This is a genomic window from Marinobacter zhejiangensis, assembly GCF_900114775.1.
In the GTDB taxonomy this organism is placed as follows: Bacteria; Pseudomonadota; Gammaproteobacteria; order Pseudomonadales; family Oleiphilaceae; genus Marinobacter; species Marinobacter zhejiangensis.
The window spans coordinates 1-15571 of sequence record NZ_FOUE01000009.1 but is presented as its reverse complement, the minus strand read 5'-3'; the positions used below and the strand labels follow the sequence as shown (position 1 = coordinate 15571).

Sequence of the window (15571 nt, the reverse complement as noted above, 5' to 3'; positions counted from 1 at the left end):
GTACCCCATACTTCGTGACATACACGAGTCAGAGCAGCCGTCAGAGTGGTCTTACCATGGTCAACGTGACCGATGGTTCCAACGTTGACGTGCGGTTTATTACGTTCAAATTTTTCTTTGGACACGGTTATACCTCTTCCTGTTTCTTAAGTCCTGGGATCAACCCTTTTTAATGATCGCTTCGGCAATGTTCGAAGGAGCTTCCATATAACGGGAGAACTCCATCGCATACGATGCCCGACCCTGAGTCGCAGAGCGCAGGTCGGTGGCATAACCGAACATCTCCGACAACGGAACCTCAGCGCGAACAATCTTGCCCGCCGGGCTCTCGTCCATACCTTGAACCAGACCACGACGGCGGTTCAGGTCACCTACGACGTCACCCATGTAATCTTCAGGGGTAACCACTTCCACCTTCATGATGGGCTCCAGCAGCGCAGGATTCGCTTCCAGGGCACCTTTCTTCATAGCCATGGAACCGGCGATCTTAAACGCCATTTCGTTGGAGTCAACATCGTGGTAGGAACCATCGTACAGAGTCGCCTTGATACCAAGCAGCGGATAGCCGGCCAGACAGCCGTTCTGCATCTGCTCTTCGATACCGTGCGATACCGCCGGGATGTATTCCTTGGGAACAACACCGCCCACGATCTCGTTCACGAAGATGAAGTTCTCAGAGTCATCATCCAGCGGCAGCGGCTCGAGCTTGACCTTAACGTGACCATACTGACCACGACCACCAGACTGACGGACAAACTTGCCTTCCACGTCAACCGCCTTGCGGATGCACTCGCGGTACGCTACCTGCGGCTTACCGATGTTCGCCTCTACCTTGAACTCTCGACGCATACGGTCGACGATAATGTCCAGGTGCAGCTCACCCATACCGGAGATAATGGTTTGACCAGTCTCTTCGTCGGTGCGAACACGGAACGACGGATCTTCCTGAGCCAGCTTGCCCAGAGCAACACCCATCTTCTCCTGGTCGGCCTTTGATTTCGGCTCAACCGCCACAGAAATTACCGGCTCAGGGAATTCCATACGCTCAAGAACGATCTTATGATTCTCGTCGCACAGAGTATCACCTGTGCCAACGTTCTTCAGGCCGATCGCAGCGGCGATATCGCCAGCCAGAACTTCCTTGATTTCTTCACGATCGTTCGCGTGCATCTGCACCATACGACCGATACGTTCTCTCTTACCCTTAACAGAGTTAAAGACCGCGTTACCAGACTCCATCTTGCCGGAGTAAACGCGGAAGAACGTCAGCGTACCAACGAACGGGTCAGTCGCAATCTTGAACGCGAGCGCGGCGAACGGAGCATTGTCGTCAACAGGACGAGTTTCCTCGGTACCATCTTCATCGACTTCACCGCGAATGGCCTTAACTTCGTCAGGCGCTGGCAGGAATTCGATAACAGCATCCAGAACCGCCTGAACACCCTTGTTCTTGAACGCAGAACCACAGGTAGCCAGAACGATTTCGTTAGCCAGGGTACGAGCACGCAGGCCGGCCTTGACCTCTTCGATGGAAAGTTCACCTTCTTCCAGGTACTTTTCCATCAACTCTTCGGTGGCTTCAGCCGCAGCTTCAACCATCTGCTCGCGATACATTTCGCATTCATCAACCATATCGGCCGGAATATCACGAAGCTCATAGGACATGCCCATGTCATCTTCATTCCAGTGAATGGCCTTCATGCGCAGCAGGTCAACCAGGCCTACGAACTCATCTTCAGCACCGATCGGCAACTGAATAGGCACAGGAGTCGCGCCGAGACGATCTTTGATCTGATCAACAACACGAAGGAAGTTTGCACCCGCGCGGTCCATCTTGTTGACGAACACCATGCGAGGAACTTCGTATTTGTTAGCCTGGCGCCATACGGTCTCAGACTGCGGCTCTACACCGGAAGAGGCGCAGAAAACAACAACCGCACCATCGAGAACCCGCAGGGAACGCTCAACTTCGATCGTGAAGTCAACGTGTCCCGGGGTATCAATGATATTGACACGGTGCTTATCGAACTGCTTGTCCATACCCTGCCAGAAGGTGGTTACCGCTGCAGAGGTAATGGTGATACCGCGTTCCTGCTCCTGCTCCATCCAGTCTGTCGTGGATGCGCCGTCATGGGTCTCACCCATTTTATGGCTTCGACCAGTGTAGTACAGAATCCGCTCGGTAGTTGTTGTCTTACCCGCGTCAACGTGGGCGCAAATACCGATGTTTCTATAACGCTTGATAGGAGTCGTGCGTGCCACTGTAGCAACCTCGAATAATTAGAAACGGAAGTGGGAGAAGGCCTTGTTGGCTTCTGCCATGCGATGAACGTCTTCGCGCTTCTTAACGGCGGCGCCCTTGCTCTCAACTGCATCCAGGATTTCACCTGCCAGACGCTGAGCCATGGACTTCTCGCCACGCTTGCGGGAGTACTCAACAAGCCAGCGCATCGCCAGTGCATTCTGACGGGAAGGCCGCACTTCTACCGGCACCTGGTAAGTAGCACCACCCACACGACGGGATTTAACCTCAACCATCGGCTGGATGTTCTCCAGGGCCTTCTCGAACATTTCGATCGGCTCTTCTTTGGACTTCTCGGCAACGATATCAAGCGCGCCGTAAACAATGCGCTCAGCAACGGACTTCTTGCCACTTTCCATCACGTGGTTGATGAACTTGGCCAGCCGTTGGCTACCGAACTTAGGATCAGGAATAATTTCCCGTTTAGCTGCAACTCTTCTTCTAGGCATCGATAAGCCCTCAATTTCAAAAAAGGTCTTCAGGAACCCCTGAGATAGCATTTGCTACTCAGCCTTACTCTTACCGTCAAACTCAGCAACGATAAAAGACACCCGTTAGGGACATCAGGACTTGGGTCGTTTTGCACCGTACTTGGAGCGGCCCTGCTTACGGTTCTGTACACCCTGGGTGTCCAGTGTTCCGCGAACAGTGTGATAGCGCACACCCGGAAGGTCTTTTACTCGACCGCCACGGATCAGCACAACACTGTGCTCCTGAAGGTTATGACCTTCACCACCAATGTAAGAGGAAACCTCGAAACCGTTGGTCAGACGAACACGGCACACTTTACGCAGTGCTGAGTTCGGCTTCTTCGGCGTAGTGGTGTATACACGAGTACATACGCCACGGCGCTGTGGGCAGGCCTGGAGCGCGGGAACGTCGCTCTTGGCTACCTTGCGTTTACGAGGCTTACGTACCAACTGGTTAATCGTTGCCATGTAAGCAAACTCCAATAAACCGGATCAATGTGACTTACCCCCGACACGCGGGGGTAAAATTTAAGGGACGCAAGTTTAAGCCTGCGCCCCTGGTCAGTCAAGAAGACTGATTTCTTTTTAACCAACTCCCGATAAGGATTTACCGGGGGTTAGCGGTTGAGCTCTGCGCTCAGCGCCTCTACAACGTCTTCCGCTGTCACGCCCTGCTCTTCGAGCTCACGCTTACGGCGGCGTTCGCTGTGATACGCCAGACCAGTACCGGCCGGGATCAGGCGTCCAACTACCACGTTTTCTTTCAGGCCGCGCAGGTAGTCGCGCTTACCAGTGACCGCACCTTCGGTGAGAACACGGGTGGTTTCCTGGAAGGAAGCTGCGGAGATGAACGATTCCGTCGCCAGCGATGCCTTGGTGATACCCAGCAGCAGACGCTCGCACCTGGCAGGCTCTTTGTCTTGCGCCAGTGCCGCCTCGTTGGCTTCGATGAACTGGTTGTATTCCACCTGGTCACCGGACAACAGCTCGGTATCACCTGGATTGGTGATCTCAACCTTGCGCAGCATCTGACGAACGATAACTTCAATGTGTTTATCGTTGATGACAACACCCTGCAGACGATAAACGTCCTGAATTTCGTTGGTGATGTACTTGGCCAGCTCAACCACACCCAGCAATCGCAGGATATCGTGTGGGTTGGACGGACCATCGGAGATCACCTCGCCCTTTTCAACGGTTTCACCCTCGAATACGTTGAGCTGACGCCATTTCGGAATCAGAACCTCGTACGGATCGCCGTCTTTCGGAGTGATGACCAAACGCTTCTTGCCTTTGGTTTCTTTACCGAAGGAAACGGTACCGGTGATTTCCGCCAGAATGGACGGTTCTTTTGGTCGACGCGCTTCAAACAAGTCGGCAACCCGCGGCAGACCACCGGTGATATCCCGGGTCTTCGAGCTTTCCTGAGGAATACGGGCAACAACATCACCCAGCTCGACCTTGCCGCCATCACTCAGGGTAATGAGGGCGTTAGCCGGCAGGAAGAACTGGGCCGGGCTTCCACCTGGCAGCACCACGTCTTCACCACTTGCATCAAGCAGCTGAACCATCGGACGGATGTCCTTACCAGCAGCCGGACGCTCTTTCGGGTCGATAACCTGAACGGTAGACAGGCCAGTCAGTTCGTCGGTCTGGGTGCGGACGGTGATGCCCTGGTCCATACCCACAAACTTGGCGGTACCTTCGCCTTCGGCGATGATTGGGTGAGTGTGCGGATCCCATTTGGCAACCACAACACCGGCTTCCACTTCGTCGCCCTGCTTAACAGACAGTACCGCACCGTATGGCAGTTTGTACCACTCACGCTCACGACCCTGCTCGTCAGCAATGGCCAACGCGGACGAACGAGAAACCACGACCAGACTGCCGTCCTTCTTCTCGATGGACTTCAGGTTATGCAGACGGACGGTACCGCCGTGCTTGACCTGAATGTTGTCGACCGCAGACGCCCGGCTTGCCGCACCCCCGATGTGGAACGTACGCATGGTCAGCTGGGTACCCGGCTCACCGATGGACTGGGCCGCGATAACACCGACGGCCTCACCGACGTTGACCAGGTGACCGCGAGCCAGGTCGCGACCGTAACACTGGGAACAAACGCCGTGTTTGGTATCACAGGTGATCGCGGAGCGTACCCAGATTTCGTCCACACCAGCACGCTCGACCATTTCGATGGTCTTTTCGTCCAGCAGGGTTCCAGCCGGAACAACCGCGTTGTCCTTGTCGGTCGGAGTGAACACGTCGCGAGCGGTAACCCGTCCGAGAACACGATCACCCAGCGGCACAACAACGTCACCGCCTTCGATGTGCGGCGTCATCAGCAGACCTTCGCTGGTGCCACAGTCGTGCTCTGTCACCACGAGATCCTGAGATACGTCAACCAGACGACGGGTCAGGTAACCGGAGTTCGCGGTCTTCAGTGCAGTATCGGCCAGACCTTTACGAGCACCGTGGGTCGAGATGAAGTACTGGAGTACGTTCAGACCTTCACGGAAGTTCGCGGTAATCGGCGTCTCAATGATCGAGCCATCCGGCTTCGCCATCAGACCCCGCATACCCGCCAACTGACGAATCTGTGCCGCGGAACCCCGTGCGCCGGAATCGGCCATCATGTAGACAGAGTTAAACGATTCCTGAGTAACCAGGTCGCCACTCTCATCTTTAAGCGGCTCGCCGTCAGGCCCGTAGACCTGCTCTTTCGCCAGGCGCTCCATCATCGCTTTGGAGACCTTGTCGTTGGCACGGGACCAGATATCGATAACCTTGTTGTACTTCTCGCCCTGAGTCAGAAGACCAGACGCGTACTGGGATTCGATTTCCTTAACTTCGTCCTCGGCCGCCTCAACCATCTCGTACTTCTCGGGCGGGATTTCAAAGTCGTTAACGCCGATGGAGGTACCGGAGACAGTTGCGTAATGGAAACCGGTATACATCAGCTGGTCAGCGAAAATCACCGACTCCTTCAGACCGACGGTGCGGTAGCACACGTTGATCAGGTTGGAGATCGCCTTCTTGACCATCGGCTTGTTGACGATTTCAAACGGCATGCCGTCAGGTACGATATCGAACAACAGCGCACGGCCAACGGTGGTTTCGGCCAAGCTGGAAACTTCTTCGCGCTCGCCGTTTTCGTCGACACGGACTTCCTTGATACGAACCTTGATTCGGGCCTGAAGGTCGACCTTCTTGGCGCCATAGGCACGATGAACTTCCTTGGTGTCGGCAAAGACCATGCCTTCACCCTGGGCGTTCTTGCGCTCACGGGTCATGTAATAGAGGCCCAGTACCACGTCCTGCGAAGGCACGATGATGGGTTCACCGTTGGCCGGAGACAGTACGTTGTTGGTGGACATCATCAACGCACGGGCTTCAAGCTGGGCTTCCAGGGTCAGCGGAACGTGAACCGCCATCTGGTCACCGTCGAAGTCGGCGTTATAGGCCGCACACACCAGCGGGTGCAGCTGGATTGCCTTACCTTCGATCAGCACCGGTTCAAACGCCTGGATACCCAAACGGTGAAGGGTCGGCGCACGGTTCAGCATGATCGGATGCTCGCGGATGACCTCATCGAGGATATCCCAAACGACCGCTTCCTCACGCTCAACCATCTTCTTCGCAGCCTTGATCGTGGTCGCCAGACCACGGTGCTCGAGCTTGGCGAAGATAAACGGCTTGAACAGCTCCAATGCCATTTTCTTCGGCAGACCACACTGGTGCAGTCGCAGGTAGGGACCAACCACGATGACCGAACGGCCGGAGTAGTCGACACGCTTACCGAGAAGGTTCTGACGGAAACGACCCTGCTTACCCTTGATCATGTCGGCCAGGGATTTCAGCGGGCGCTTGTTGGTGCCGGTAATCGCACGACCGCGACGACCGTTATCCAGCAGCGCGTCTACCGCTTCCTGAAGCATGCGCTTTTCGTTACGGACAATGATATCCGGCGCGTTGAGCTCCAACAGGCGCTTGAGACGGTTGTTCCGGTTGATAACCCGGCGATACAGATCGTTCAGGTCGGACGTCGCAAAACGACCTCCGTCCAGCGGAACCAACGGACGCAGATCAGGCGGCAGCACAGGCAGAACCGTCATGATCATGTCGCCAGGACGGTTACCTGAGTTCAGGAACGCCTCAAGGATCTTCAGACGCTTACCGAACTTCTTGATCTTGGTTTCGGAGTTGGTTTGGGGAATCTCTTCCCTCAGGGTATCAATTTCACCCTGGAGGTCGATATCTTCCAGCAGGGCCTTGATGGCTTCGGCACCCATCTTGGCGTCGAATTCGTCACCAAACTCTTCCAGCGCTTCGTAGTACTGCTCATCATTCAGCAGTTGGCCGCGCTCCAGCGTGGTCATACCCGGCTCGATCACAATGAACGACTCGAAGTACAGGACCCGCTCGATATCGCGCAGCGTCATGTCCAGCATCAGACCGATACGGGACGGCAAAGATTTCAGGAACCAGATGTGGGCAACTGGGCTTGCCAGCTCGATGTGACCCATGCGGTCACGACGAACACTGGCCAAAGCCACTTCAACACCACACTTTTCGCAGATAACACCACGATGCTTGAGGCGCTTGTACTTACCGCACAGGCATTCGTAGTCCTTGATCGGGCCGAAAATCTTGGCGCAGAAAAGACCATCACGCTCAGGCTTGAACGTACGGTAGTTGATAGTCTCAGGCTTTTTCACCTCACCAAAAGACCAGGAGCGAATCATATCGGGTGATGCCAACCCGATACGGATGGCATCAAACTCCTGCTTCTGGTTCTGGTTCTTGAGAAGATTCAGCAAATCTTTCATCAGTAACAGCTCCGGATGGCGTTAATCTCGGGCGGGCACTCCCGTGCCCGCTCTCGCTGCCAAAAACAATTCGGCTCAGTCGGATTCCAGCTCGATATCGATACCAAGCGAACGGATTTCTTTGACAAGAACATTGAACGATTCGGGCATGCCCGGCTCCATACGATGGTCGCCATCGACAATGTTCTTGTACATCTTGGTCCGACCGTTGACGTCGTCAGACTTGACGGTGAGCATTTCCTGCAGCGTGTAGGCCGCACCGTAGGCTTCAAGAGCCCACACTTCCATCTCACCGAAACGCTGGCCACCGAACTGCGCCTTACCACCCAGCGGCTGCTGGGTAACCAGGCTGTACGACCCGGTAGAACGAGCGTGCATCTTGTCGTCGATCAGGTGGTTCAGCTTCAGCACATACATGTAACCAACCGTGACCGGGCGATCAAAAACATCGCCGGTACGGCCGTCGTACAGTCGAATCTGACCACTGGTGTCCATGTCGGCGAGCTCAAGCATACGCTTGACCTCGGCTTCCTTGGCGCCGTCAAAAACAGCCGTTGCCATCGGAACACCACCACGCAGGTTGTCTGCCAGCTCCAGAATCTCAGCGTCGGAAAGGGAGTCCAGTTTCACTGGAGACACCTCATCACTGTGATTATAGATCTCACCCAGCAGTTCGCGAATTTCACCGACCTTGCGCTGTTCCTCAAGCATGGTGTTGATCTTGTGACCAAGGCCACGAGCGGCAGCACCAAGGTGAGTTTCCAGCACCTGACCGACGTTCATCCGCGACGGAACACCCAGCGGGTTCAGAACGATGTCGACCGGATTGCCCTGCTCATCGTAGGGCATATCTTCGACCGGCTTAACAGCGGAGATAACACCCTTGTTACCATGACGTCCCGCCATCTTGTCACCCGGCTGGATGCGACGCTTGATTGCCAGGTATACCTTGACGATCTTGAGTACACCCGGAGCCAGGTCATCACCCTGCTGAAGCTTGCGTTTCTTGTCTTCGAAGCGCTCTTCGTGCTCTTTCTTACGGTCTTCCAGGCTCTGCTCGGATTTCTCCAGCAACTCGTTCAGGTTCTCGTCTTTCAGACGCAGTCTGAACCAGTCTTCGCGAGGCAGCTCAGCGAGGTAGCCTTCGTCCAGTGCCGCGCCCTTCTTCAGGCCTGGGCCACTAAGTACTTCCTGCCCCTTGAGCGCGTTCATCAAACGCTCATAGGTCGCACCTTCGACGATGCGGTATTCGTCTTTAAGATCCTTACGGTACTTGTCCAGCTGCTCTTTCTCGATGGACAGAGCGCGCTGGTCTTTCTCGATACCGTCGCGGGTAAAGACCTGAACGTCGATGACCGTACCACGGGTACCAGTGGAAACACGGGCCGAAGTGTCTTTGACGTCAGAGGCTTTCTCACCAAAAATCGCACGCAGCAGCTTTTCTTCCGGGGTCAGCTGGGTTTCGCCTTTCGGCGTTACCTTGCCAACCAGAATGTCACCCGGGCCCACTTCTGCGCCGATGTAGACAATACCGGACTCGTCCAGCTTGGACAGCGCGCTTTCGCCGACGTTCGGGATATCCGCGGTGATTTCTTCGCTACCGAGTTTGGTATCACGAGCCACACAGGTCAGTTCCTGGATGTGGATAGTGGTAAAGCGATCTTCCTGAACCACCTTCTCGGAGACCAGGATGGAATCCTCGAAGTTGTAACCGTTCCAAGGCATGAACGCGATACGCATGTTCTGCCCAAGAGCCAGCTCACCAAGATCAACAGACGGACCGTCGGCCAATACATCGCCACGGGCAACCTGGTGCCCCTGCTTCACAATGGAACGCTGGTTGATGCAGGTGTTCTGGTTGGAACGGGTGTACTTGGTGAGGTTGTAAATATCCACACCAGCATCACCGGCAGCCGTTTCGTCGTCGTTAACGCGAACAACGATGCGACCCGCATCCACACTTTCGATCACACCCCCGCGGCGGGCAGTCACACACACGCCGGAGTCCTGAGCCACGATACGCTCGATGCCGGTACCCACCAGCGGCTTGTCAGCACGCAGGGTTGGAACGGCCTGACGTTGCATGTTCGCACCCATCAGGGCGCGGTTAGCATCATCGTGCTCGAGGAATGGGATCAGGGATGCCGCTACAGACACAACCTGGCGCGGGGAAACGTCCATAAAGGTCACGTTTTCCGGCGGAGTCACGGTAAATTCGTTCAAGTGACGAACGGTAACCAGCTCATCGCTCAGACGCCCGTTCTCATCCACCGCGGCGCTTGCCTGGGCGATGACGTAGTTACTTTCTTCAATCGCTGACAGGTAGGCGATTTCGTCGGTGACCAAACCATCAACCACTTTCCGGTACGGGCTTTCCAGGAAGCCGTAGGAGTTGGTGCGGGCGTAGGTTGCCAGGGAGTTGATCAGACCGATGTTCGGACCTTCAGGCGTTTCGATAGGACATACACGACCATAGTGAGTCGGGTGTACGTCACGAACCTCAAAACCTGCACGCTCACGCGTCAGACCACCGGGTCCAAGTGCCGATACACGGCGCTTATGGGTAACCTCGGACAGTGGGTTGTTCTGGTCCATAAACTGGGACAGCTGGCTGGAGCCAAAGAACTCCTTCACCGCCGCCGCAACCGGCTTGGCGTTGATCAGGTCCTGCGGCATCAGGCCTTCGCTTTCGGCCAGGCTCAGACGTTCACGAACAGCGCGCTCAACCCGAACCAGGCCAACACGGAACTGGTTTTCCGCCATCTCACCCACAGAGCGGATACGACGGTTGCCCAGGTTGTCGATGTCATCGATGTTGCCCTGACCGTTACGGATGTTGATCAGCGTCTTGAGAACATCAATGATGTCGTCGTTGGTCAGGATGCCCGGGCCTGTGCTTTCGTCACGACCCAAACGACGGTTCAGCTTCATCCGCCCAACACCAGACAAGTCGTAACGCTCGTCGGAGAAGAACAGGTTGTTGAACAGGTTTTCTGCGGATTCCTTGGTAGGCGGCTCTCCCGGACGCATCATCCGGTAGATTTCCACCAAAGCTTCAAGCTGGCTGCGGGTTGGGTCGATACGCAGGGTATCGGACATGAATGGCCCACAATCGAGATCGTTGGTGTACAAGGTCTCGAGCTCTGTGATGCCAGCGTCCAGCAGCGTCTTGAGAATATCGTCGGTAATTTCGGAGTTACACTCAACCAGAAGCTCGCCAGTCTTGCTATCGACCATATCACGGGCGATTACACGACCATTGAGGTATTCGGCGGGAACTTCCAGCTCGGTGATACCGGATTTTTCGAGCTGGCGAATGTGACGCGCAGTCACACGACGGCCTTCTTCGACAATCACGCTGCCATCTTTGTCTTTAATGTCAAAGGTAGCAATATCACCACGCAGTCGGCTTGGCACCAGCTCAAGCTTACATACGTCTTCAGAAATGGAGAACTTGCTGGTATCGAAGAACATATCCAGCATTTCAGCAGAGCTGAAACCAATCGCGCGCAGCAGGATGGAGGCTGGCAGCTTACGACGACGGTCAATACGGACGAACACCGCGTCTTTGGGATCGAACTCAAAATCCAGCCAGGAACCACGGTAAGGAATAACCCGCGCGGAGTACAGCAGCTTGCCGGACGAGTGGGTCTTGCCTTTATCGTGATCGAAGAAGACACCCGGAGAACGATGCAACTGGGAAACGATAACCCGCTCGGTACCATTAACAATGAAGGTACCGTTCTCGGTCATCAGGGGCATTTCGCCCATGTAGACTTCTTGTTCCTTGATGTCCTTGATGGCCTTATTGGACGATTCCTTGTCATAGATAATCAGACGTACCTTAACCCGCAGCGGTGCTGCGTACGTCACTCCCCGAAGCTGGCATTCCTTGACATCAAATACCGGCTCACCAATGCGGTAACTCACGTATTCGAGTGCCGCATTGCCAGAGTAACTGGCAATCGGGAATACGGATTTGAATGCTGCATGCAAGCCAGTTTCCTGGCGGCTCTCAGCAGCCGCTTCCATTTGCAGGAAGTCCCGATACGAATCCAGCTGAATAGACAGCAAGTAGGGGACATCCATCACGGAAGGCAATTTACTAAAGTCTTTGCGAATCCGCTTTTTCTCAGTATAGGAGTAAGTCATCTGCATTCCCCAGCGTTAGACCTGATACCTGGTATCAAGAAGCAACCGTAGTTTTGCTTCGGGGCCGAGTTGCTCGGCATACTGCGCCGTCTTGAACAAGACTCTGGCTGTAGGTTATAGAGTCTGAAGTCTTGATTCTTTTTCACCGCAAGCTCTATAGCATATACAACAGAAAAAGGCCGGTGGCCCTTGGCCACCAGCCCGTCCATGCTTAACGCACGGTAGCGTTCAAAAGCACGCTATTACTTGAGCTCAACAGAAGCGCCGGCTTCCTCAAGCTTCTTCTTGGCTTCTTCAGCCTCGTCCTTGCTAGCGGCTTCCTTGATAGTGGAAGGAGCGCCGTCAACCATTTCCTTGGCTTCTTTCAGACCCAGGCCAGTCAGTTCACGAACAGCCTTGATAACGTTAACTTTCTTTTCGCCAGCGGCGGTCAGAACAACGTCAAATTCAGTCTTTTCTTCAGCGGCACCAGCGTCGCCACCAGCAGCTGCAGGAGCAGCAGCAACAGCAGCAGCGGCAGAAACGCCGAATTTTTCTTCCATTGCCTCAACCAGGGCAACAACGTCCATAACGCTCATTTCAGCGATTGCGTTCAGAATGTCTTCGTTAGACAGAGCCATGACTTTCTCCCAAAATTAGAAATAATAGTGTTCAACAGAATCAAGCAGCTTCTTGCTTCTTGTCGCGAACTGCCGCTACAGCACGAGTCACTTTGGACGGGAATTCGTTCAGTGTACGTGCGAGCTTGGTAATCGGTGCCTGTGTGACGGCTGCCAGCATCGTCAACGCCTCGTGGCGTGTCGGGAGCTTGGCGAGACGATCGATCTGGTCCGCACCCATCAGCTCACCGCCGACGGCCAGGGCCTTGATCTCAAACGCCTCTTCTTCTTTAGCAAAATCCTTCAGCAGACGAGCTGCTGCACCAGGATCTTCCATAGAGAAGGCCAGAATCGTAGGGCCAACCAGCGCTTCTTCGATGCACTCAAACTCAGTACCTTTAACAGCCAGTTTTGCCAGGTTGTTACGAACAACCTTCAGGCAAACCGCTTCAGCACGAGCCTTGGCACGAAGAGCCGTCATGTCCTCAGAAGTGACACCACGGTAGTCAGCCAATACGACAGACAGAGCACCACTGGCAGTCTCGTTGACTTCGGCGACGATCGCTTTCTTGTCTTCGAGTCTAATTGCCACTGGATTTCTCCTCGATTTCGCCGGATAGAGTCCGGCAAACCCATTATTGCCCTTGCGGGCGCCCTAACGGTGCTAGGGTTCAGAGAGAACGTCTTCACACCGTCTGCGCAGGCGTTGCTTTAACCCTTTTGGCTCTCTCAAACGAGAGAGCCTCGGGGGCCTGCGGTCTTTGACAGCCTTGGCTTCCGCCAAAACTACAAAGTTTACTACCGATCAGTCGATCAGATGCTCAGACCGCTTTGATCGATAGCGAGGCCAGGACCCATGGTGGACGACAGAGTTACCTTCTTGAGGTAAACACCTTTCGCCGACGCAGGCTTGGCCTTTTTCAGGTCTACCAGCAGCGCCTCAAGGTTTTCCTTGATCGCTTCGGCAGAGAATTCCACATTACCCATCGGTGCGTGGATGATGCCGTTCTTGTCGGTACGGTAGCGCACCTGTCCAGCCTTGGCGTTCTTGACCGCGGCTTCAACGTCAGGAGTTACAGTACCCACTTTCGGGTTAGGCATCAGACCACGAGGCCCGAGGATTTGGCCCAGCTGGCCAACGACACGCATGGCGTCCGGGGTGGCGATAACCACGTCGAAGTCCATGTTGCCTTTCTTAACTTCTTCAGCCAGGTCATCCATACCAACAATATCAGCACCAGCGGCAGCCGCCTTCTCGGCATTTGCACCCTGGGTGAATACCGCTACGCGTACGGTTTTGCCGGTACCATTTGGCAGAACGGTGCTGCTGCGTACTACCTGGTCGGATTTACGAGCATCCACACCCAGGTTGACAGCGACATCGATGGATTCCTTGAACTTGACACCCTGGCCCAGCTCAACCAGCAGAGACACCGCCTCGTCTACAGAGTAAACACGACCTGACTCTACCTTTTCACGGATCAGCTTTTGACGCTTGCTCAGCTTAGCCATCTCACAGACCCTCCACGTTCAGGCCCATGCTACGGGCAGTTCCGGCAATAGTACGAACCGCTGCGTCCATGTCAGCAGCAGTCAGGTCCGGCTCTTTTGTTTTGGCAATTTCTTCCAACTGAGCGCGGGTAACAGTACCGACTTTCTCAGTGTTCGGACGAGCAGAGCCGCTTTTCAGGCCAGCAGCCTTCTTCAGCAGAACCGCAGCCGGAGGCGTCTTGGTTTCAAAGGTGAAGCTGCGGTCACTGTATACAGTGATAACAACCGGAGTCGGAAGACCAGGTTCCATGCCCTGAGTCTTAGCGTTAAACGCCTTACAGAACTCCATGATGTTAACGCCGTGCTGACCCAGCGCAGGACCAACTGGGGGGCTTGGGTTAGCCTGACCAGCGGCCACCTGAAGCTTGATGTATGCTTCGATCTTCTTAGCCATGATTTCTCCTTTGGGTTATAGCGCCTTGCGGCTCCCCATGATTTAAAAACACAAAACTCAGACACAAAAAGCCCGCGTCACCAGAGTGCGCGAGCTCCTGCTTTCGCAGTCACCGGTTAGTCTTTTTCGACTTGACCGAACTCCAGCTCAACCGGAGTAGAACGTCCAAAAATCAAAACGGCGACTTTGACTCGACTCTTGTCGTAGTCAACTTCTTCAACCACACCATTGAAATCCGCAAACGGACCTTCAATGACGCGAACGATTTCGCCTGGTTCGAACAGTGTCTTAGGCTTAGGCTTGTCAACACCGCTCTCGACGCGACTCAGGATAGCCTCAGCTTCGCGCTCGGTGATCGGAGCCGGCTTCTCCTTGGTACCACCTATAAAGCCAAGAACTCTCGGAGTGTTCTTAACCAAGTGCCAAGTGCCGTCATCCATTTCCATCTGAACCAGAACATAGCCCGGATAGAACTTTCGCTCACTCTTGCGCTTTTTGCCGTCTCGCATTTCGACGACTTCTTCAGTTGGCACCAAAATCTCGCCAAACTGATCTTCCATACCATTGAGCGCAACACGCTCTTTCAGAGTGCGCATCACATGCTTTTCAAAGCCAGAATAAGCGTGCACTACATACCAGCGCTTAGCCATTGCCCACTCCTGTTAACCGATAAAGCCAGAGACCAGGAAGCTGATCAGTGAGTCCATACCCCACAACAACAGCCCAACCACCAGAACAAACACAACCACAATCGCCGTAGTTTGAACCAGCTCCGGCCGGGTTGGCCACACCACCTTCCGGATTTCCACTCTTGCTTCTTTCAGCAAGGTAGCAAAACGCCGCCCACGGTCGGTTTGCAACGCTACAAACGATGCAACCAAAGCCAAGGCGACAAGAGCCAGAACACGATACAGCAGTGACTCGGCATTGAAATACTGATTACCCACTACACCAGCGGTAATCAAAACGAAAACAACCAGCCACTTCATCGCATCGAAGCGACCGGTTGAGTTATCGGCTTTTGACTCCATAGGAATCAACTTATATCCCGGTGTTAGAAATGGCAGGCCAGGAGGGAATCGAACCCCCAACCTGCGGTTTTGGAGACCGCTGCTCTGCCAATTGAGCTACTGGCCTGCACCGAAACAACTCAGCGCAGATTACTCTACGATTTTTGAAACCACGCCGGCACCAACGGTACGACCACCTTCACGGATGGCGAAGCGCAGACCTTCTTCCATCGCGATCGGAGCGATCAGGGTAACGTCCATCTTGAC

13 protein-coding genes and 1 tRNA gene are annotated in these 15571 nt (G+C 54.6%); all 14 read right to left on the bottom strand.

Annotation, left to right across the window (positions count from 1 at the left end):
* The coding region (locus BMZ67_RS18340; RefSeq protein ID WP_245750034.1) for a GTP-binding protein at positions 1-125 on the bottom strand (125 nt) is incomplete at its 3' end.
* A gap of 34 nt (positions 126-159) precedes the next feature.
* Complete coding sequence (fusA, locus tag BMZ67_RS18335; RefSeq protein WP_092026921.1) at positions 160-2262, bottom strand: elongation factor G; 2103 nt, start codon at positions 2260-2262, stop codon at positions 160-162.
* Between the two features lie 18 nt (positions 2263-2280).
* Complete coding sequence (gene rpsG, locus BMZ67_RS18330; protein WP_092026925.1) at positions 2281-2751, bottom strand: 30S ribosomal protein S7; 471 nt, start codon at positions 2749-2751, stop codon at positions 2281-2283.
* A gap of 114 nt (positions 2752-2865) precedes the next feature.
* A complete protein-coding gene (gene rpsL, locus BMZ67_RS18325) occupies positions 2866-3240 on the bottom strand; it encodes a 30S ribosomal protein S12 (RefSeq protein WP_012139854.1) in 375 nt (124 codons plus the stop codon).
* Between the two features lie 149 nt (positions 3241-3389).
* Positions 3390-7598 (bottom strand): DNA-directed RNA polymerase subunit beta', encoded by a 4209-nt coding sequence (gene rpoC / locus BMZ67_RS18320; RefSeq protein WP_092026919.1) that lies wholly within the window; start codon positions 7596-7598, stop codon positions 3390-3392.
* Positions 7599-7673: 75 nt separating this feature from the next.
* Positions 7674-11750 (bottom strand): DNA-directed RNA polymerase subunit beta, encoded by a 4077-nt coding sequence (gene rpoB / locus BMZ67_RS18315; RefSeq protein WP_092026923.1) that lies wholly within the window; start codon positions 11748-11750, stop codon positions 7674-7676.
* 242 nt (positions 11751-11992) lie between these two features.
* Positions 11993-12370 carry a 50S ribosomal protein L7/L12 gene (rplL, locus tag BMZ67_RS18310; RefSeq protein ID WP_092026917.1) on the bottom strand — a complete coding sequence of 126 codons (378 nt, stop codon included), beginning with the start codon at positions 12368-12370 and terminating at the stop codon, positions 11993-11995.
* A 40-nt stretch (positions 12371-12410) separates the two neighbouring features.
* Positions 12411-12941, bottom strand: a complete 531-nt coding sequence (gene rplJ, locus BMZ67_RS18305; RefSeq protein WP_092026915.1) for a 50S ribosomal protein L10 — start codon at positions 12939-12941, stop codon at positions 12411-12413.
* A 221-nt stretch (positions 12942-13162) separates the two neighbouring features.
* Positions 13163-13861: a 50S ribosomal protein L1 gene (rplA, locus tag BMZ67_RS18300; RefSeq protein WP_092026909.1), complete on the bottom strand. Its 699-nt coding sequence runs from the start codon at positions 13859-13861 to the stop codon at positions 13163-13165.
* Between the two features lies 1 nt (position 13862).
* Positions 13863-14294, bottom strand: a complete 432-nt coding sequence (gene rplK / locus BMZ67_RS18295) for a 50S ribosomal protein L11 (protein ID WP_092026907.1) — start codon at positions 14292-14294, stop codon at positions 13863-13865.
* A gap of 116 nt (positions 14295-14410) precedes the next feature.
* The gene (gene nusG, locus BMZ67_RS18290; RefSeq protein ID WP_092026905.1) at positions 14411-14944 is read right to left on the bottom strand and encodes a transcription termination/antitermination protein NusG; all 534 of its coding nucleotides are present in this window, start codon (positions 14942-14944) and stop codon (positions 14411-14413) included.
* A 12-nt stretch (positions 14945-14956) separates the two neighbouring features.
* Positions 14957-15325 (bottom strand): preprotein translocase subunit SecE, encoded by a 369-nt coding sequence (secE, locus tag BMZ67_RS18285; RefSeq protein ID WP_092026903.1) that lies wholly within the window; start codon positions 15323-15325, stop codon positions 14957-14959.
* A 30-nt stretch (positions 15326-15355) separates the two neighbouring features.
* Positions 15356-15431, bottom strand: a tRNA-Trp gene (locus tag BMZ67_RS18280).
* A gap of 23 nt (positions 15432-15454) precedes the next feature.
* The coding region (locus BMZ67_RS18275; protein ID WP_483869234.1) for an EF-Tu C-terminal domain-related protein at positions 15455-15571 on the bottom strand (117 nt) is incomplete at its 5' end.

What these genes read in the sequence shown, in the direction of transcription:
- rpsG (WP_092026925.1), bottom strand. Translation starts at nt 2,751, where the DNA reads ATGCCTAGAAGAAGAGTTGCAGCTAAACGGGAAATTATTCCTGATCCT.
- rpsL (WP_012139854.1), bottom strand. Translation starts at nt 3,240, where the DNA reads ATGGCAACGATTAACCAGTTGGTACGTAAGCCTCGTAAACGCAAGGTA.
- rpoC (WP_092026919.1), bottom strand. Translation starts at nt 7,598, where the DNA reads ATGAAAGATTTGCTGAATCTTCTCAAGAACCAGAACCAGAAGCAGGAG.
- rpoB (WP_092026923.1), bottom strand. Translation starts at nt 11,750, where the DNA reads ATGACTTACTCCTATACTGAGAAAAAGCGGATTCGCAAAGACTTTAGT.
- rplL (WP_092026917.1), bottom strand. Translation starts at nt 12,370, where the DNA reads ATGGCTCTGTCTAACGAAGACATTCTGAACGCAATCGCTGAAATGAGC.
- rplA (WP_092026909.1), bottom strand. Translation starts at nt 13,861, where the DNA reads ATGGCTAAGCTGAGCAAGCGTCAAAAGCTGATCCGTGAAAAGGTAGAG.
- rplK (WP_092026907.1), bottom strand. Translation starts at nt 14,294, where the DNA reads ATGGCTAAGAAGATCGAAGCATACATCAAGCTTCAGGTGGCCGCTGGT.
- nusG (WP_092026905.1), bottom strand. Translation starts at nt 14,944, where the DNA reads ATGGCTAAGCGCTGGTATGTAGTGCACGCTTATTCTGGCTTTGAAAAG.
- secE (WP_092026903.1), bottom strand. Translation starts at nt 15,325, where the DNA reads ATGGAGTCAAAAGCCGATAACTCAACCGGTCGCTTCGATGCGATGAAG.